At 45.2% G+C, this 18,188-nt stretch carries 15 protein-coding genes and 1 other RNA gene; 6 read left to right on the forward strand and 10 right to left on the reverse strand.

Features of this window, described 5'->3' with window-relative positions; genetic code table 11:
* The 3 genes from MHN02_RS06305 to MHN02_RS06315 all read left to right on the forward strand — a co-directional run.
* Positions 1-517, forward strand: a 517-nt coding sequence (locus tag MHN02_RS06305) for a substrate-binding domain-containing protein (RefSeq protein ID WP_239245133.1), incomplete at its 5' end; no start/stop codon positions are given.
* Entirely contained in the window at positions 517-2,037 is a 1,521-nt protein-coding gene (locus MHN02_RS06310) for a tryptophan halogenase family protein (protein WP_239245135.1), read from the forward strand. The genes MHN02_RS06305 and MHN02_RS06310, both read left to right, overlap by 1 nt.
* 100 nt (positions 2,038-2,137) lie before the next feature.
* Positions 2,138-2,986: a LysR family transcriptional regulator gene (locus MHN02_RS06315; protein ID WP_014950370.1), complete on the forward strand. Its 849-nt coding sequence runs from the start codon at positions 2,138-2,140 to the stop codon at positions 2,984-2,986.
* Positions 2,987-3,038: 52 nt separating this feature from the next.
* Here the strand turns inward: MHN02_RS06315 and MHN02_RS06320 are convergent, their stop codons facing one another.
* From MHN02_RS06320 to MHN02_RS06365, 10 genes are all read right to left on the reverse strand, one after another.
* The gene (locus MHN02_RS06320) at positions 3,039-3,992 is read right to left on the reverse strand and encodes an exopolyphosphatase (RefSeq protein ID WP_239245342.1); all 954 of its coding nucleotides are present in this window, start codon (positions 3,990-3,992) and stop codon (positions 3,039-3,041) included.
* Between the two features lie 10 nt (positions 3,993-4,002).
* A complete protein-coding gene (locus MHN02_RS06325; RefSeq protein ID WP_239245137.1) occupies positions 4,003-4,953 on the reverse strand; it encodes an IS30 family transposase in 951 nt (316 codons plus the stop codon).
* Positions 4,954-5,233: 280 nt separating this feature from the next.
* Positions 5,234-6,022, reverse strand: coding sequence for a hypothetical protein (locus MHN02_RS06330; RefSeq protein WP_239245139.1), 789 nt, complete (start codon positions 6,020-6,022; stop codon positions 5,234-5,236).
* Between the two features lie 457 nt (positions 6,023-6,479).
* Positions 6,480-7,769 (reverse strand): Xaa-Pro peptidase family protein, encoded by a 1,290-nt coding sequence (locus tag MHN02_RS06335; RefSeq protein ID WP_239245141.1) that lies wholly within the window; start codon positions 7,767-7,769, stop codon positions 6,480-6,482.
* A 110-nt stretch (positions 7,770-7,879) separates the two neighbouring features.
* The gene (locus tag MHN02_RS06340) at positions 7,880-8,755 is read right to left on the reverse strand and encodes an EamA family transporter (RefSeq protein ID WP_239245143.1); all 876 of its coding nucleotides are present in this window, start codon (positions 8,753-8,755) and stop codon (positions 7,880-7,882) included.
* 47 nt (positions 8,756-8,802) lie between these two features.
* On the reverse strand, positions 8,803-10,347 hold the full coding sequence (locus MHN02_RS06345) for a M28 family metallopeptidase (protein WP_239245145.1): 1,545 nt from the start codon (positions 10,345-10,347) through the stop codon (positions 8,803-8,805).
* 481 nt (positions 10,348-10,828) lie between these two features.
* On the reverse strand, positions 10,829-12,001 hold the full coding sequence (locus MHN02_RS06350) for an FAD-dependent monooxygenase (RefSeq protein ID WP_239245147.1): 1,173 nt from the start codon (positions 11,999-12,001) through the stop codon (positions 10,829-10,831).
* A complete protein-coding gene (locus MHN02_RS06355) occupies positions 11,988-13,334 on the reverse strand; it encodes an FAD-dependent monooxygenase (RefSeq protein WP_239245149.1) in 1,347 nt (448 codons plus the stop codon). The genes MHN02_RS06350 and MHN02_RS06355 overlap by 14 nt, the downstream gene beginning before the upstream one ends.
* Positions 13,335-13,566: 232 nt before the next feature.
* Positions 13,567-14,886: a Xaa-Pro aminopeptidase gene (gene pepP, locus MHN02_RS06360; RefSeq protein WP_239245151.1), complete on the reverse strand. Its 1,320-nt coding sequence runs from the start codon at positions 14,884-14,886 to the stop codon at positions 13,567-13,569.
* 75 nt (positions 14,887-14,961) lie between these two features.
* Positions 14,962-15,528, reverse strand: a complete 567-nt coding sequence (locus MHN02_RS06365; RefSeq protein ID WP_239245153.1) for a UPF0149 family protein — start codon at positions 15,526-15,528, stop codon at positions 14,962-14,964.
* A 594-nt stretch (positions 15,529-16,122) separates the two neighbouring features.
* On the opposite strand from MHN02_RS06365, the gene ssrS reads away from it, so the two are divergent.
* The 3 genes from ssrS (at position 16,123) to MHN02_RS06380 (ending at position 18,187) form a co-directional block, all read left to right on the forward strand.
* Positions 16,123-16,305, forward strand: a non-coding RNA gene (ssrS, locus tag MHN02_RS06370) — 6S RNA.
* 21 nt (positions 16,306-16,326) lie between these two features.
* Positions 16,327-17,223, forward strand: coding sequence for a ribokinase (locus MHN02_RS06375; protein WP_014950380.1), 897 nt, complete (start codon positions 16,327-16,329; stop codon positions 17,221-17,223).
* Between the two features lie 22 nt (positions 17,224-17,245).
* Positions 17,246-18,187 carry a nucleoside hydrolase gene (locus tag MHN02_RS06380; protein WP_014980008.1) on the forward strand — a complete coding sequence of 314 codons (942 nt, stop codon included), beginning with the start codon at positions 17,246-17,248 and terminating at the stop codon, positions 18,185-18,187.
* Position 18,188: the final 1 nt, after the last annotated feature.

Here is an 18,188-nt window from a genome sequence, read left to right on the forward strand (position 1 = left end):
CGATATAACTGAGCACCTTATTGGCCAGGGTCACAAAAACATTGCGTTTATTGCCGGTGAAGAAATTCACAAATCCACCATTGAGCGTTTGAACGGCTACAAAGCGGCGTTAGAAAAAGCGGGTATTGCAATTGATGAGTCGTTAATTATCAAAGGCACCTACTCATTTGAAACTGGGGTAAAAAGCTCCGAAACGCTGCTCGCCATGTCGCCGCACCCTACCGCTGTGTTTGCGTGTAACGATGAGATTGCAGCGGGTACGTTGTTTGGTGCAAGAATGAAGGGGGTAGATGTTCCTCAAGAACTCGCAATTGCTGGGTTTGAGAACAGCCCCTTTTCCCGACAGACCTTTCCGCCGTTAACTACGGCATCTCAGCCAACGAATGAGATAGCGCAGCATGCTGCGGCGTCGTTAATTCAGTATTTACGAGCTAAAAAAGCCAAAGCCGCCCATGACAACCTTAACCATACTTTCATCCCTGAACTGGTAGTGCGCGCGTCAACCGAGAAACAGTAATGAACAAATTACCTCAAGAAATCGTGATTGTGGGTGGCGGAACAGCAGGCTGGATGACGGCGTGCTACTTGGCAAGAACCGCCGAGTTGATGGCCAATAACAGTAATGTACCTATCCCCGCCCCTAAAATAACACTTCTTGAATCTGCGGTTATCAGCACCGTTGGCGTAGGCGAAGGTTCAACGCCTTATCTGCGCCACTTTTTTGAGTTCCTCGGAATGAATGAAAGTGAGTGGATGCTGAAATGCAGCGCCACGTATAAGATGGGCATTAGCTTTGAGCGTTGGACTACAACGGCTGAATCAAAAACAACGCGCCCCGCGTTCACCGATTCAGACAGCTATTTTCACCCATTCTTCTCTTCTTTAGATATTCCCACCGCGGATATGTACTTCAGCGCGGTAAATGAATACAGAAAAGGCGCTTCGCACGACATTAATCCGTCGCACTACTTTACTGCTGCGCACATGGTAGAAAAAAGCATTACGCCCGACGCCATTTGTAGTTCTGCGAATATTGATTACGCCTATCATTTTGATGCAGGGCTGTTGGGTGACTTCTTAAAAGAATACGCGCTAAACAAAGGGGTGTCTCATCAAATAGGCACTGTGGCAAATGTTGAAAGTCATGAGCACACTATTAACTCGCTAAAACTGGATGACGGAAGTACATTAAGCGCAGACTTTTTTATTGATTGCTCGGGGTTTCGAGGGCTTCTTGGCAAACAAGCCCTGTTGCGAAAGTTTACAAGCTATGCCGACACCTTGTTTAACGATGCTGCCGTAGCCATTGCCAGCGACGCAACAGCATCACCAGAAACTGCACTACAAACTCGCTCTATTGCGCTTAGTCACGGCTGGCAGTGGCACATTCCCCTAACTAGTCGCACAGGCAACGGCTATGTGTACAGTTCACAGTTTTGCACTGAAGCCCAAGCAGAAGAAGAGCTTAGACTTGCATTAGAACCAGACCAGCCCCATCAGAAAGCCCGACATTTGAAAATGACCGTAGGTAGACTAGAAGAACACTGGAAAGGTAATTGTTTATGCATAGGGTTGTCTCAGGGCTTTATTGAACCATTGGAAGCCACCGCACTTATGCTGGTGCAGTACGCACTGCATCACTTTATCGATTGCTGGCAAAGTAACAATCCGCGAAGGGAGGAACGCTATAATTCTGAGATAAACCGAATGTTCGATGGTATTCGGGACTACATTGCTGCTCATTACTATTTAAACACGCGCGACGATTCTGCCTACTGGGTTGCCTGTCGCGAAAACTTAAAGGTGCCGGATACCCTTTCTTATTTGCTAAATGCGTGGGACAAAGGCGCCAGCTTTGAACAAGCGCTTAATGAAGTTGATAACAAATTGGTTTATTTGCGACCTTCGTGGTACTGCATTTTTGCGGGAATGAAGCGCTTTTCTAATAACACAACGCCACTTGCGCAACCCAACACCCTTGCACTTCGCACTATGCGGCAATCGGTAGAGGGAGCGCATCGAGTAAGGCAACCCTAACTTGGTTAGAACGCACAAACATACAAAATTACGCCTTTCGCCCGCTTACATTTAAAAATATAATAAAAGCAGGCAAATTCATTAGAAAGTGTAATTAACTATGAAGCAGCTTTCCCTTGATACCTTACGCACCTTCGTTAGCGTTATTGAGCTTGGTGGCTACGCTAAAGCAGGCGACTTTTTGGGTCGTTCTCAACCGGCAATAAGCCTACAAATTAAAAAGCTAGAGTCGCAGTTAGACCGCAAGCTATTTACCAAAGTAGGGCAACGGCATGTACCTAGCGCCGACGGCAATTGGCTGTACCCAAAGGCGAAAGAACTGCTAGAGCTTAACGATAACATCTTTCGCAGCTTGACCCCTGCCCCGCTTAGCGGTCGCTTGCGTCTTGGCATTCCCAACGAATTTGCTTCTACATTATTGCCGGGTCTAATTGGCGAATTTTCAAAGCGCTATCCCGATGTATCACTTGAAGTGACCTCGGCCTTAAGCCGTGATTTGCTGCACCCTTCGCAGCGCGATCATTTCGATTTGATTTTGGCGCTGGTGAATCCGGGTGAGCAGACAGAAGGCGAAGTAGTGTTAGAAGATGACGTAGTTTGGGTTGGCGACACGGCTCATCCGTTGGTTGGCAACAATATCCCTTTGGTGCTTGCTCCCGACGGTTGTATGTATCGAAGCCGCGTTATTGAACAGTTAAAGCAGCAAACCTTTGCATGGAAAATCAGCTATACCAATGCAGATTTAGGTGGATTGGTTGCCGCCATTCAACAGGGACTAGGCGTGACAGCTCTAGCAAAATCTAGCTTACCGGCAAATCTGGTAGCATTAAACCACCCGCATCTGCCTAAGCTAGGCAAGGTAAATATTTGCCTGTTCAATCAAGATACACAGCACCCTGTGATCAGTAAAACTCTTGCCGAATTCTTTAAAGTGAGACTAACCCAATAAAAAAATGGGGTCAGAGTACTTTTTCTGCCCCACCGTTCTTATTCAATTAGCTTTAGCCATCACTCGTGATGGTTTCGATAAGCTCGCCGAGTACAGTTTCGGCTTTGCTGGTTTCAACCTGACATGTACCTGCGTTCATGTGACCACCGCCGCCATACTTCAAGCACAACTCTCCCACATTGGTTTTTGAGCTACGATTAGTAATGGATTTACCAATAGCAAATACCACGTTTTGCTTTTTCAGCCCCCACATCTTGTGAATAGAGATATTGCAGTCGGGGTACATGGCATAAATAACAAACCGGTTTGTCGCGTAAATGGTTTCTTGGTCGGTTAAATCAAGCACAACTAAGTTGTCGTATACAGTAGAACACTTGGCAATTTGCGCCTTCGCCATTTCATTGTGCTCGTGGTACAAACTCACGCGCTCGGCCACGTCTTCCATTTGCAGTATTTCTTCAATGCTGTGGTCTTTGCACGCATCTATTAGCTTCATCATTAGCTGATAGTTAGAGATTTTGAAATCTCTGAAACGACCAAGCCCAGTTCGCGCATCCATGATGAAATTCATGAGCACCCAATCTGTGGGCTCAAGGATTTCTTCTTCGCTAAACTGTGCAGAGTCTCCTTTATCTACTGCATCCATCATATCTACTGAGATATTAGGAAATTTATCTGCACCACCGTAATAGTCGTAAACAACGCGCGCCGCCGACGGCGCTTTCGGGTCAATGATGTGATTATCAATATCGCCTGAGTTACGCACTGTTTCGCTTAAGTGATGGTCGAAGGCAATATGGCAACCCGCAACGTAAGGCAGGTTAGTAGTGATATCATTCTCGGTAATATCAATTTTACCGTCTTGCATGTCTTTTGGATGAACAAACAAAATATCGTCAATTAAGTCTAAATCTTTCAATAAAACTGCGCATACCAGTCCATCGAAATCACTTCGCGTAACCAATCTAAATTTTCTTTCAGGCGCAAATTCAACTCCGAAGTGCACCACTCCTAAATTAAGCAGCCTTTCGTAATTTATTGAACACTGCAATAGGCTGCTTAAAGCCTAGGCACTTTCTCGGTCTTGCATTCAATGCCTTTTCAATTTCGGCAATCTGCTTATCTGTTACTGTCCGTAAATCGGTGCCTTTTCGTATGTACTGACGCAGTAATCCATTGAAGTTTTCATTTAACCCTCGCTCCCATGATGCATAAGGGTTGGCGAAGTAGATGTCTGTTTTCAATTTTTCGGCTACCATTTCATGGTCGCAGAATTCGCTGCCGTTGTCCGCTGTGATTGTGCGAACATGGCGTCGGTATTTCCATAGCATACCAACCATAGCTCTAGCGACATCAGCCGCGCTTTTCGCTGGCACTTTTCGTATCAGATATAACTTACTTTTTCGCTCAACAAGGCTGACAATCGCGCCTGTTCCTTGTTTACCTAAAACCGTATCGGCTTCCCAATCGCCGAACCGTTTCTTCTTGTTCACGATAGCGGGGCGACACTCTATGCCAACGCGATTTGGAATAATTACACGCTTTGTGTGACTGCCTTTACGGTACTTACGTCGACCGTGACGCAGCTTCTTATAAAGTTTGCCACCTGTTAGTTTATCGCGTTGAACATAGCCATAAATCCATTCATGACTGACCTTATGGCCGATAATTTTACCCACACCAGCTATTTGCTCTGGGCTCCATTTTTGTTCCAATCCGAACTCTACAAAAGTAACGGTAATATCAGGCATCATATACTTAGCAGCATGATGGCGTCGCTTTAACGCTTTTGCCTGAGCAACTTCGGGCAGGTAATGACTCCCCCTGATTCTGTTCCGTCTGACTTCGCGACTGATAGTGCTATGACTCTTTTTCAGGCGTTTCCCAATTTCTCGGTAACTGAAACCCTCGCGTAAGTAGGCCTCTATCTGGTATCTTTGTCCTTCGATCAACTGCTTGTAACTCATGGTAATACTTCTATTAGTTTGGCGACTTTAGAATACCATCAACAGGCAGTTGATCGTCTCATCACCGTTTAACCATGAGTGGTGCACTTATTATCTGAATTTGCGGGCATAGTTTATCCATCATTCACTTAGGTAATAATTTTAAGTGTAACAGCTAATAAAAATTTTGAGAGACAGGTTTATTAACTTTATAGGGCTAGCTACAAATAATTAAAAAAAAGCGCTAGCAGCTAGACCGCTAACGCTTTAAACATAAAACTTATTCTTGTTTCTTTGTTTTTTAGGACGACTCTATTTCTTCTTTGTCTAAATCGATGACTGTGATGTTGCAGGTTACTGAAGAGCAAGGGGCAATGCTAATATCCAAATTAATACCCGCAAACCACCCTCGAATGCTACTATGACTCGCTTCTTCACTTACTCTAAACGTTGTACCAATAAGCTTTTCGGTATCAACTGTCCCATCCTCCTTAACAGGGATAACGAAAACTATACTTCCATTCTCGATAAGCGCTACTCTAGTAATTTTAGTAATAAGCCCTGTAGAGCCATTTTTCTTCACATCAACGATTACTCCCCATGGAGCCTCACCTTCCGGCTGAGAAGCCTTGAAGAACACTTCCATCTGGTCTACAGATGCTCCATCAAACGAAGCGCCAATTTCAACTGCAAGAACCTTTCTGAATGCCAGCCCAACTCTGAGATCCCCTGACAAATCTATATTATCTAACAAGCCGTTGGAGTGGTCTTGAAATGCGTTGTTCAGTGGGCTTTCTAACTCATTATTTATAGAAAATAAACTTGAACCTCGAACACTGACTTTGTGGGGCAATGCGTAAAAGTGCTCTAGAGGAACAATCGGTCTTCCGTTAACTGTACCTAATACAACTGAGTCCTCATTAAGGGAAGATATGATTGGGTCCTCTAGAAAATGTACTAAGCCTACGGAGGCCATGTGGCCTGCAGTACTTGCGATGTACACTTCTTCAGCTGTCACAGTGGGCATGCCGGAAAACGTCGTTCCGCCAAAATCACTGTTTCTAACTTCTATAATAGAAGTTTTATTCATAACAGTGTTCACCAGCACTATATCTATATTATCGCCATTAGATTTGCTGAGAGCGTAATTGAGTGCTTTTGATTCAGTTGAGCATAGTTGATATGAGCCACATTCAGTAATCTTGACTGCGCCTTCGGCACTAAAACTCGCACACATGACCGCAGATAATAGACAAGCTAGCCGTTTTAATTGACTAATAGAGTAGGACATTTATTACTTCCTTATAAAAACTAAATTTTGTTTCTCTATATCTGGCCGTTGAATATATTTCATTCAAAGCAAACCTAACTTAAAACGCGTCAGGAATGCTCACTAACGTACCTACTTATATCATCAGCGAATAGACGCCTCAGCGTAAACTAAATGTTTCAAATAAGGTGAGCTATAGCTAATCACGTAGCAAACATTTTTAAAAATGTAGATACAAAAAAGAAAGACAAATTAAAGCCATAATAAAAACACTTGCCTAAACAGTTAGGGGTTTTAGCCTGCCCAGCGGCTTGGCCAAATTTTCTGGCGGTTCGGTAAAGTAAGCGGGGCCCGTTTCAGTCATATACAAACAGTCTTCTAAGCGCACACCAAATTCACCCGGAATATAGATACCTGGCTCATTAGAAAAGCACATGCCTTTTCTAAGTGGCGTATTTTCACCGCGCACAAAGTTAACGCTCTCGTGTCCTTCCATGCCGATACCGTGACCTGTTCTGTGACTTAGCCCAGGCAATGCATAGTCTTTGCTGTACCCTTTGCTGGCGTAGAATTGGCGCACTGCGTCGTCCACTTTGCCTGCTGGTTCACCAATTTTTGCTGCGGCAAATGCCACGTTCTGCCCTTCCCTTACTGTGTGCCAGACGTCCTGAACTTTCTGAGACGCTTTGCCAAATACCAAAGTACGGCTTATGTCGCTTTGGTAACCGTGCACGCTGCAACCGCTGTCTAGCAAGATCACCGAGCCTTCTTTGATAGTTTGTGCTGCGTTTGTGCCATGAGGATAAGCACTTGCATCGTTAAACAGCGCCAAACACCATGTACCGCTGCCGCCTAAGTGCTGCTGTGCGGTGTTCATCAAACTTTTTACATCCTGCTGACTCATGCCAAGCTTTAGGTTGCTAAAAACAAACTCGTAAGCACGTAAAGTAACTTCATTGGCCTTATGCATAAGTGCCAGTTCACTCGCAGTTTTATACATGCGACAGCCAAGGGTAATTGGCTCGGCGGGAACAATATTAATGTTTGGTAGCGCTCGGCTGACTCCGATAACTACAAAGTAGCGTACGCTGCTTTCAAAGCCGATATTGCCGCTTGTTATACGGCGCGATTTTAAAATATTGGCTACGACATCAAACGGGCTTTCATGCTCTTGCCACACTCTTACATCATCGCCTATAGCTAACGACTCAAACACACTTGGCTTTTCGAAAAATGGCGTTACCACCGCCATGTCACCTTTTTGAGGGATAACCAGCGCGGTCAAGCGCTCACTACGCCACCATTTAATCCCTGAAAAATAATCCATTGCAGCGCCAGGCTCGACCAGAATTGCCGCAATGTCTTGGGCTTTCATAAGCGACTGCGCTTTTTCAATACGCGCTTTGCGCTCTTCTACGGTAATCGGCTTCGCATTTGCGGTGATATCACTTAGCCCGCTTAAACCGTTAGTGTCTGTTGCATTGGTTTGATTAATTGCAGCCATAGAAGCCACAGGAGCAAGCGCAAAGCTAGCGCCCGCTAATTTCAAGAAATGTCGCTTATCCATGTTCCCTTCCTGTCGTTTTAATTAAGGTTGTTTAGCACTTTTTTGTTTTATGAAAATAACATTCAATTGATTTTGTACTAAAAACTTCAGTGTTTAATATTGTCAGTACTTTATGCCCACATAACGAAAATGGCGGCAAGCCCAATAAGAAGTAAGCCAGCAATTTCGCGTTTTGTGACTGCATTTTTTAGCCAGTAATGTGAAAGTACCAAGGTAAGCAACACCTCTAACTGACCAAGCGTTTTTACTAGCGCCACATGTTGCAATGCCATAGCGGTGAACCAACAAATTGAGCCCAAACAGCTTACCGTGCTAATCGCTAGCACCTGCTTTTTAGCGTTGGTTAGCTGTCTGAACACGAAGGGTTTAGTTAGCGCAATATAACCACTTAAACTTATCGTTTGTACACACAGTACCCATAACAACACCCAAGCAGCAGCCACCGTATGCTGAACATTTAGCATATGGCTAGCCTCGCGCACCAACAGTGATGTCAGCGCAAAACAGGTACCGCAAGCAAGACCTATAACCATGGTTTTCACACTAATGCCATGGAGCCGATTGCCGCTGCTTAACACAAATACTGCTATTGCGCCTATTACTATGCCCGCCCACCCAAGGGGCGTTAAATAACTTCCGAAAAAGAGCATGCCTACAACGCCGGCCACCAAGGCCTCACTCTTCGCTAGACCTGCGCCAATGGCAAAATTCTTCTGCTTGAACAAAATCACCATTAAAGAAGTGGCCGCTATTTGAAGTAGCGAAGCACACAGTATCACTGCAATAAAAGTGCCTGAGAACTCAGGCACTTGACTGGTGCTACTGCTGTAGAGAATGAGTAAATAGACGAGGGCTATTGGCGGAGCCAAGATAAAGCGAGAGAGCGTCACCCCAGAGGTGTTAACTACACCGCTCAGCTTGCTCTGCAGTGCATTGCGCACGGTTTGCATAACTACCGCGCCCAACGTAAATAAAATCCAACTCATTAGCGTCGCTTTACCTTGTTATATCGCTACCTACAGTTAAGCGTGAATTACTTTGCCTTTTTCACTTCCATTGCCTGTGTGCGCTTGTCTTTAAAATCAGAGTCACGTTTCCAGTATGGCCACACATCGCCTTGGGCGTAATAGTTCAGCATAGAGCCGATAAGTGAGAGGTCTTGTTGCACACCACCTAATGTCCAGCTTGGAAGGTAGTCATCATCTGCTTTATGATAGCGTTTGGCGATGAAGCTAGGGTCGGTATCGCCTAAGCTCATGAACAAAATTGAAGGCACGCCCTGCTTAGCAAGCGCGAAGTGATCTGAGCGGAAGAACAGTCCATTTTGAGGTCGCGGATCCATTTTAACCGTTCGCCCTTGTAATGCGGCAGCTGTCGCTAAATCGTCTTCAATAGATAAATAACCTTCGCCGTACTGCAAAATGTAATCAACATCATCGTTTACATTCATGCCGTCGATGTTTAAAAAAGCCACCATGTTCGATGTTGGTACCGGCGGGTTATTTGCAAAATAATCGGCACCGAGTAGCCCTGTTTCCTCGGCGGTAAAAGCACTAAACATTAGTGTACGTGCAAAGCCCTCTTCGCGTTTTGAAAGCGCATCTGCTAACGTAAGCACACCTGCTACACCTGAAGCGTTATCTACCGCACCATTGTAAATAGTGGTTTGGCCGTTCTTCTCAACTTTGCCTAGGTGATCCCAGTGAGCGTGAAGCATTACCCATTCTTCTGGCTTATCTGTTCCTTCTAAAATGCCTGCAACATTTTGCGACTCGGCACGCTCAATAGTATTGGTGAAGCCCAATGATGCTTTTGTGTTTAGCGAGATGGGCATAAATCCGGGCTTTGAAGCTTTGTTTTTAAGCTCGCCATAGTCCAAACCCACTTTTTCAAATAGCTGTCTTGCGGCATTTAGGTGAAGCCAACCCATTACACCGACTTGTGAAGCATTATTGTTGTCGTCGACTAAACTGAATTTGGTATTGGAATTTGAGTTTTCGACTACGCCCCACCCGTAACCCGCTGGCATGGTTTCATGAATAATGAAAACCGCTTCTGCCCCCTGCCTGGCTGCTTCTTCGTACTTATATGTCCAACGACCGTAATAGGTCATTGCGTTGCCCTGAAAAAGCTCTGGATCTTTAGAAGCGAAACCTGGGTCGTTTACCAGCATTACAACGGTTTTTCCTTTTACATCCAGGCCTGCGTAATCATTCCAATTGTACTCTGGGGCATTAATGCCATAACCCACAAAAACTACATCACTATTAGCAAGTGAGTAGTCATTAACAATGCGCTGAGTACGGGCTGTAAACTCGCTGCCTGCGCTAAAATCAAGCCCGCCTATTTTTAACGATGAAATGTTCTTAGGCGTTATTTTGGCTAAAGGCACAGCTTGGGTGTAGCTATCGCCAAAGGCTGGCTTCAACCCTAGCTTTTTGTATTGGGTTACCAAGTAATCGACTGTTTTCTCTTCACCTTTCGACAAAGGCCCTCGCCCTTCAAACTCATCGCTTGCCAGTGTTTTAACGTGCTGACGATATACGTCCAAATCGATAGAGGCATTACTCAGCGTCATCTTTTTGCTTTTTGTTGTCGCCGACGATTCAACCGAAGCTAAAGTGGAAACCACTGCGTCGGCATTCGCCGAACTAGTAATTAAAGTAGAAGTAAGTACGGAAGCGGCGCAGACAAAGGAAAAGGCGCGATAAGGTTTGCAAAGATAAGTAAACATAAGCCATTGGTACAAATAAAAAAGGATACCGAAGAGTATCCTGTACCGCTGACTATCTCAACGCCGAAAAGACTAAACCCCAAGAATGGGGTCAGAGTACATTTCTTTGCTTTTGGAGCGAGATAGATAATTAGAGAGCTTTGCCGCCTGTTTTCTATGATGTGTGAAAAAGTACACTTCCAAGCTTCAATAATGGGGTCAGAGTACATTTATTCGGTTTTGTAATAGGGAAAGCCAATAATGTACTCTGACCCCACTATTCAGGGGTGGCGAAAAAAGTACTCTGACCCCAATTTAAATGTACTCTGACCCCATTTTTTTGGATTTATAGGCCCATGGCGTGGCTGACGAAGGCGGTTTTAATGGTGCTGAGTTTGTCTGTGGCTGAAAGACCAATTCCTCTGACCAACTTTTTGAGGGGGTCGTCGCCGTCGAATAAGAATTTAAAGCCGTCCATTGCGGCAATCATTTTCGTGGCTTCTGTTTTACGGCTTCGTTCGTAGCTGCGTAAGTGCTTGTACAAACCTATGTCTTTGCCCGACACCTTTAAGTCATTTAGGGTTTCCGCCAATGCGAGCGCATCTTGCATTCCCAAGTTAGCGCCCTGCCCTGCAAGCGGGTGAATGGTATGCGCTGCATCGCCTACCAGCACCACACCGTCTTTCGCCCACTGGCGTGCATAACGCATGGTCAACGGGAAAGCGGCGCGCTTAGTTTCAAGCGAAATAGTGCCAAGAACGCTATTACTAGCCGCAGTTAACGCATTACAGAACGCAGCGTCATCCAATGCCATTAATAAGTTCGCTTGCTCTGGCGTTTGCGACCATACAATAGAACATACATTTGGCTCAGACATAGGCAGTAGCGCGAGCGGTCCCGTGGGTGTGAACGCTTGTCTCGCCACATTATTATGCGGCTCTACCGTTTTGATATTAGCGACAATCGCCGTATGCTCGTAGTCTTTAAATGTAATTGGCAAGCCAGCCTGCTTTCTCACAAACGAATTTGCGCCATCGGCGCCTACTAATAACCTGCAGCTTAGCACGTCATCATTATCAAGCATCAGCATGGTTTGGTTTGGGCCAGCTAATACTCTATCAATACCCGCGGTGATCAACTCCACATTAGGCTGCGCTTCCACAGATTTAGTCAGTGCATTGACTAAAGCCTGATTCTCTACAATCACGCCAAGCGCATCACTGCCCATTTCATCGCATGAAAAGTGAATGTCGCCAAAACTATCTTTGTCCCACACATGCATGTCGGTGTAAGGGTTGGCGCGGTCTTGCTGCAAATGCGACCACACGTCAAACTGTTGAAGCGCTTTAATATTAGCTTGGTTTATGGCACTCACTCTCGCCGTTGGCTTCTCGTCCAGAGTCTGATAACACGCCGCTTTATCGACTATTGCTATGCTCAATTCACTGTGTTTGAGCGCCGCTGCAAGGGTTAGCCCTACAATTCCGCCGCCCACTATCGCTATATCAACATGCTGCATTGTTATCTCTTTTTCTTAGTGGTGTTTCGCCATAGCCCGTCGTGTGTTTAACAAACGCTTTTTTCGCCTGGGGCATCATGCTTAATGCCAATAACGACACATTGCGCCCAATTACCGTTGGAAAATACTGGTTTGAAAAGGTGCGAACTAGCGTATCGGTCAGGGCTATCGTGTTATTCCTGTCATTCTTACGCGAATTGGCGTAATGCTGAGTAATACTAAAAGCGCCTGCATCGAAATTAGCGGATGCGATTGTATCGTTTTTCTCTTCATATGAATTATGCTCGCCGTGCTTTTCCGCTGACACTTGCAGCACAGACACTAAAGTACTTAAGTCGCGTAAGCCTAGATTGAAGCCTTGCCCTGCAATAGGATGTAGCGCCTGTGCCGCATTGCCTACCACCACTGTGCGATGACTAGCAACTTGCTGGGCTTTAGTAAGCGCTAACGGGTAACTTGCCAACTCACTGACTCTCAGTACTTTGCCCTGTCGATAGCCAAATGCTTCCTGTAGGGCCTTGATAAATGCGCGTTGATTTAATGCCATTAACGACTTTGCGGCGTCAGTATCTACAGTCCATACAACTGAAAAGCCGTTTCCACTAGCCTTGATATCATCGATTTCACTGTCGAAAGGCAGGAACGCTAACGGGCCATTTTGGGTGAAACGCTCGTAAGCTCTGTTTTCATGAGGGAGCTGAGTGTGAACGTTAAAGACAATGGCCGTTTGATGATAATCATTGACTGTTTTTGAAATGCCAACCTGGTCAGCTAATCCTGAACGACCGCCATCTGCCAGTACCAGCAACTTTGTGGTAAGCGATTGCCCATTATCTAGCTGCACCTCTACAAAATTGCACTGCTGTTTTACGTTCGTTACCTTGACAGGTGCGATATATTGGTAGCTTGAGGTTGCACCTGCCGCCAATCGCGTTAGTGCGCTTAAGCTCACCACCTGGCCGAACGCGTCAATGTGGTAGTCACTGCTTTGAAGGTTTAATAGCCCCAAGTGCCCTTTGTCGCTAACCTCAATATGTTTAATTTGAGGAGGTAACTCACCGTTGTGCTGCTTAGCTACATCATCAAGGTTTAGCCCCATGTGAGACAGTTCTTCAACAGTACGTCTTGCCAAGGCAATCACTCGGGTGTCGGTAAAAGGGTTAAAGTCGACTAAGCTTTTACTGGTTTGCTCTGGGTCAGCCGCATCAATTAGGGTGACAGATAAGCCAGAGCTGTTTATAGGAGATACTTTCTCTGCGAGTGCTTTGGCTAATACAGTACCGACAATACCACCACCAATAATTACTACATCAACCGCTGCTGCCGATTCCACTGTTTTTATATTCCTGTCGTCCAGAGGCTCTAATTATTAAAAGCGTTAATTCTGAGATTTTTTTCTTTATATTAAAGGCTAGTTTTTAGCATAATTTAAACTGGTAGTTTAAACCGGTAACTTAAACCGCTAACTTAAACCGGTAACTTAAACCGGTAACTTAAACCAAAATTCCGTATTTCACACTTATCGCAGTTTTTCAAACCTTGGTAAACCTAGCAAATTTTGACAACTAGTCTTTGCTTTCAGCCATAAGTGCTTCAATCTCATCAATGTCTTTTGGCACATCTGCGGTAAGAATATCGACACCCGTCGCAGTAATCACCACATCATCTTCAATTCTTACACCAATGCCTTTGTATTTTTCCGGCACGTTGCTGTCTTGGCTAATGTAAATGCCGGGCTCAACAGTGATCACCATGCCAGGCTTTAACGGACGGTCTTCACCGTCAATTTTGTAGTTGCCTACATCATGCACATCTAGACCTAAATAGTGCCCTAAACCATGCATGTAAAACTGACGCCACGTTTCATTTTCAAGGTTTTCTGCCACACTACCTTCAAGAACGCCAAGGTCAACTAAACCTTGAGTAATAATTTCTACGCTATGTAACATGGCTTGTGACAAGGTAACGCCGGGCGCTAACATGTCTAACACGCTTTTTTGCGCTTTTAATACAACGGTGTAAATTTCGCGCTGAGCATGTGTGAACTTTCCATTTGCAGGAAACGTTCGCGTGATATCCGCAGCATAACCTTGATATTCAGCACCTGCATCGATCAAGATCAAGTCACCGTCATTTACCTGCGCGTTATTTTGCGTGTAATGCAAAATACACGCATTATCGCCGCTTCCAACAATAGTACTATAAGCAGGTGAACGGGCTCCCGCCATGGCAAATTCGTGGTAAATTTCAGCTTCTAGCTGGTACTCGTAACAACCAGGCGTAGCGAACTGCATAGCTCGCTTGTGCGCACGTGCGCTTATCTCACCCGCCGCTTTCATCATGGCCACTTCACACGCTGATTTGAATAAACGCATTTCGTGTAAAATAGGCTGTAAGTCGTGAATCGCCCTTGGCGCCAGTGATTCTTTAGGCGCATCGCGCAAGGTGTTTAGCGCTTCAGAAAATAATAGGTCATTGTCTTTCTTGTGACCCAACGAAAAGTACACATTGTCTTGACCTTGAATTGACGCTAACAGCGCTTCTTCAAGTTCTTGCAACTCAAACGCTTCATCTAGACTAAATCGAGCAAGTGCAGCTTCAGCCCCTAAACGTTTGCCGTGCCAAATTTCTGCACTTTTGTCTTTCTCTTGTACCACCATTGCACGATAACTTTCACCGTAACGAGGGTGGTTAGACAATATCAGCCAAGCATTAGGCTCTTCAAATCCTGTCAGATACCAAAAGTCGCTATCTTGCCTGAATGTATATTCGGTATCGCGACTTCGGGTTACCATACCTGCTGCAGGCACAATACACACACTATTCGGCTCGCACTGTGCAAGCAGTCGGTCCTGCCTGGCGATAAACTCTTGCGCACTAATCATAAAAGAGAAAACCCTAAAAAATCTCGTTAAAACGGATGGCGACTTACGGCCACTTTTAATATCTTCAGTTAATTACTAGTGTACGGATGGCGTGTCTTGTTGATCATCTAGAAGCGATTGGCCCAGTTCGCTGAAGCATAAAATTGCTGAAATTTTCACGTATTCTTCAACCTCTAACAGCGCCTTTTCAGACTCTTCGTCCGCGTCCATTGGCTCTTCCATACGTGAAATATCTGAAAAGTCTTCAAGTGCCTCTTTTACGTCGTCAGAACATTGCATAAGGTCTTGCTGGTGTAGACCAAATCCAAGCATGAAACCTTGCACCCAGTTTATTAGTGCAGCCCCGCGATCGTTGATAGGCGCTTGATCATCAGGAAGTAACAAATTGAGCGCGAATTCAGGCTCAAGAAGCTGCTGACAGGTTTGATTGAAAAGGCTATTTAAAAGGTGCTGGGTAGGGTCGCTAAACGCTTCACCCTGATTAATGGTTTCACTTAACGCTTCTAGCCATTTTTGGTCGGTAAGCGACATGCCTCCGCAAAGCATACCGCACAGAATGCCATGCACTTCTGCAGCATCAACAATTACGCCTTGCTGAGACAATTTATTACTTACGCTATCGTAATCGAGCTGTTTTTCCACGAATTGTTCTCTTTTGTTTTGAATAGTTTGAGATACAGGCGCCACTTTTATATAGCGATTAATTACCATCTATTTTGGCGGCGACTTACGTCACTGTCATCTCTTGATGGAGTTAATACTAGCAAAAATCAATGTGTAACGCCTCCTTTTGACCTGCCATTGCTCTAACTTTGAACAAACAGCAAAAGTACATTCAAGGTCTACTAACACTGTGTCGTACACACTTTACACAACGGTACTTAAACGTTGTTTACTCACTGTTCAAACGATGTTTAATTTGCGGCTATTTCGCTAAATTCGTTGCCGGACGGCTAGCAACATCGTCAGATTTCATCTAAGATCGCTGGTGTTGGATACGGAGTTCCTTTAGCAACAGCGTGAAAACGTTCATTAGCCTTTAATGCCTGAATAGCTGATTGGTTATTATTGAGCTTCTCTTATATGCGTGTATAATTGCTGACCAATTGGTCAAGAAAAGTAATATTTTTTTACCGCTTTTATAATCACCACGCAAAATAGTTATAAAGCGCTTTAGGTGATCCTCTTCACTGGATCTCGCGTTTGTTATACCCTGTTGCGTTAATACAACAACAATGTTTCCTGGGATGTTTGCTAGTTCATTCATGTCCCTGGCCGATGCTTTAAACCAAGGAAGTTGAAACAGCTGCTATTGTGCAAGCTCGACCCGTATCGAGAAGCCTACGGCAATTGTGATACTTCCGCCCTGAACTTTTCGGTTCACGGGCGAAACATGGACAGCGGCATTCTGGGAAGCGCCCTCTTTCGACGGAAGAAGAAATGGCAATAATAAATTTTGGCTCTATAAATATTGACCACGTTTATCAGGTAGATCACTTTGTACAACCTGGTGAGACGTTGGCCTCTACCCATTACCAAACCTTATTAGGTGGTAAGGGTGCAAACCAGTCTATTGCTTTAGCGCAAGCAGGTGCAGACGTAAGACACGTCGGTAGCATTCACGAAAACGACGCCTCATTTAAACAAGCTCTTATTAAGAAGGGTGTTGATTGTCGTGGCGTAAAGTGCTCAGAAGTTCCTTCAGGTCACGCGATTATCCAAGTTACGCCTAGCGGTGAAAACGCCATCGTATTATTTGGTGGTGCTAACCAAACCATTACCGCAAAAACCGTAATGCAAGCGTTAGACGATACGCGTCCTTCAGATTGGGTACTAACCCAAAATGAAACAAGCAGCATTGAAGAAGTACTTCGCCAAGCGAAAGAAAAGCAGCTTAAAGTAGCTTTTAACCCAGCGCCTATGAGCGAGTCGGTTAAGCAGCTTCCATTAGACTGCGTTGATTTACTTATTGTAAATGAAACCGAAGCTGCTGCGATTACCGGTAAAGAAGAACTTGAAGATATTGTGACAGTGTTCAAAGAGCAATGGTCACACAGCGAAGTTATTATTACACTGGGTAAAGCGGGTGTAATGATGCTGCGCAAAAACGATGTTGTAGAAGTAAAAGCATTCTCTGTAGACGCGGTAGATACCACCGCAGCCGGTGACACCTTTATCGGTTATTTCCTGTCTGCATACAGCAACCACACCGATGCTAAACAAGCATTGCGTCGCGGGTGTGCAGCTTCAGCCATTGCGGTAACCCGCGAGGGCGCAGCGCAGAGTATTCCAACACAAAAAGAAGTGGATCGTTTCTTAGCGAAACACGCCAACTAGCAAGACGCACTGAGATAAATTGATGGCACATAAGATCATATTAGATACGGATCCGGGGATTGATGATGCAATGGCGATCTTTTTCGCCTTTCAGTCTCCAGACATTGAAGTACTTGGCTTAACGACCGTTTACGGTAACGTTCCAGTAACAATGGCAGCGCAAAACGCACTGACACTTTGCGAAATTGCAGGTAAAGATATTCCTGTAACCAAAGGTGTTGGCATGCCATGGGTTGGCCCAGAGTCAACGTACGCACACTTCGTACACGGTGAGCACGGCTTCGGTCATATCAAACCTGAAGCGCCTAAAACCGAGCTTGACCCACGCAGCTCTGCGCAGTTTATCGTTGATATGGCACGTAAATACCCTGGTGAAATCACCATTGTTGCTATTGGCCCACTAGGTAACTTGGCCCTTGCACTTCGTCTTGAGCCAGAACTTCCTAAGTTGGTAAAAGGCGTTAGCATAATGGGTGGTGCAGCGTTTGTACCAGGTAACGTTACGCCGGTAGCTGAAGCGAACATTTGGAACGATGCACATGCAGCAGAAATCGTTTTCGCAGCAGACTGGGAACTGACCATGTTTGGTTTGGACGTAACAAACTTCACGCCGTTCTCGCCAGCCTTTGTTGAAAAGCTTGAAGAGAAAAACAATACCCTTGGTGGTTTTGTGAAAGAAAGCGCCCAGTTCTACATGGATTTCTACTCGCAAAACCGTGAAGATCGCGTGTGTTTCTTCCACGATGCATTCCCGATTGCCCACCTTCGCCACCCAGAGCTATTTGAGCTGACTGAAGGTCATGTGCGCGTTGGAACAGGGACACTAGATAGAGGGCAAACCGTGGTTGCGCCTAAAGGTACAACACCTAGCCCACTATGGAATGAAGCAAATACCATAAAGGTAGCGACTAAAGTTGACCACAAAAAGCTGGAACAACTATTCATAGACACCTACGCTCTATGAT

The sequence above is a fragment of the Alteromonas sp. CNT1-28 genome, from assembly GCF_022348345.1.
GTDB lineage: Bacteria > Pseudomonadota > Gammaproteobacteria > Enterobacterales > Alteromonadaceae > Alteromonas > Alteromonas macleodii.

Coding starts and splice junctions, on each gene's coding strand:
- MHN02_RS06310 (WP_239245135.1), top strand. CDS start 517: ATGAACAAATTACCTCAAGAAATCGTGATTGTGGGTGGCGGAACAGCA.
- MHN02_RS06315 (WP_014950370.1), top strand. CDS start 2,138: ATGAAGCAGCTTTCCCTTGATACCTTACGCACCTTCGTTAGCGTTATT.
- MHN02_RS06325 (WP_239245137.1), bottom strand. CDS start 4,953: ATGAGTTACAAGCAGTTGATCGAAGGACAAAGATACCAGATAGAGGCC.
- MHN02_RS06330 (WP_239245139.1), bottom strand. CDS start 6,022: ATGAATAAAACTTCTATTATAGAAGTTAGAAACAGTGATTTTGGCGGA.
- MHN02_RS06335 (WP_239245141.1), bottom strand. CDS start 7,769: ATGGATAAGCGACATTTCTTGAAATTAGCGGGCGCTAGCTTTGCGCTT.
- MHN02_RS06340 (WP_239245143.1), bottom strand. CDS start 8,755: ATGAGTTGGATTTTATTTACGTTGGGCGCGGTAGTTATGCAAACCGTG.
- MHN02_RS06345 (WP_239245145.1), bottom strand. CDS start 10,347: ATGACGCTGAGTAATGCCTCTATCGATTTGGACGTATATCGTCAGCAC.
- MHN02_RS06350 (WP_239245147.1), bottom strand. CDS start 12,001: ATGCAGCATGTTGATATAGCGATAGTGGGCGGCGGAATTGTAGGGCTA.
- pepP (WP_239245151.1), bottom strand. CDS start 14,886: ATGATTAGTGCGCAAGAGTTTATCGCCAGGCAGGACCGACTGCTTGCA.
- MHN02_RS06375 (WP_014950380.1), top strand. CDS start 16,327: ATGGCAATAATAAATTTTGGCTCTATAAATATTGACCACGTTTATCAG.
- MHN02_RS06380 (WP_014980008.1), top strand. CDS start 17,246: ATGGCACATAAGATCATATTAGATACGGATCCGGGGATTGATGATGCA.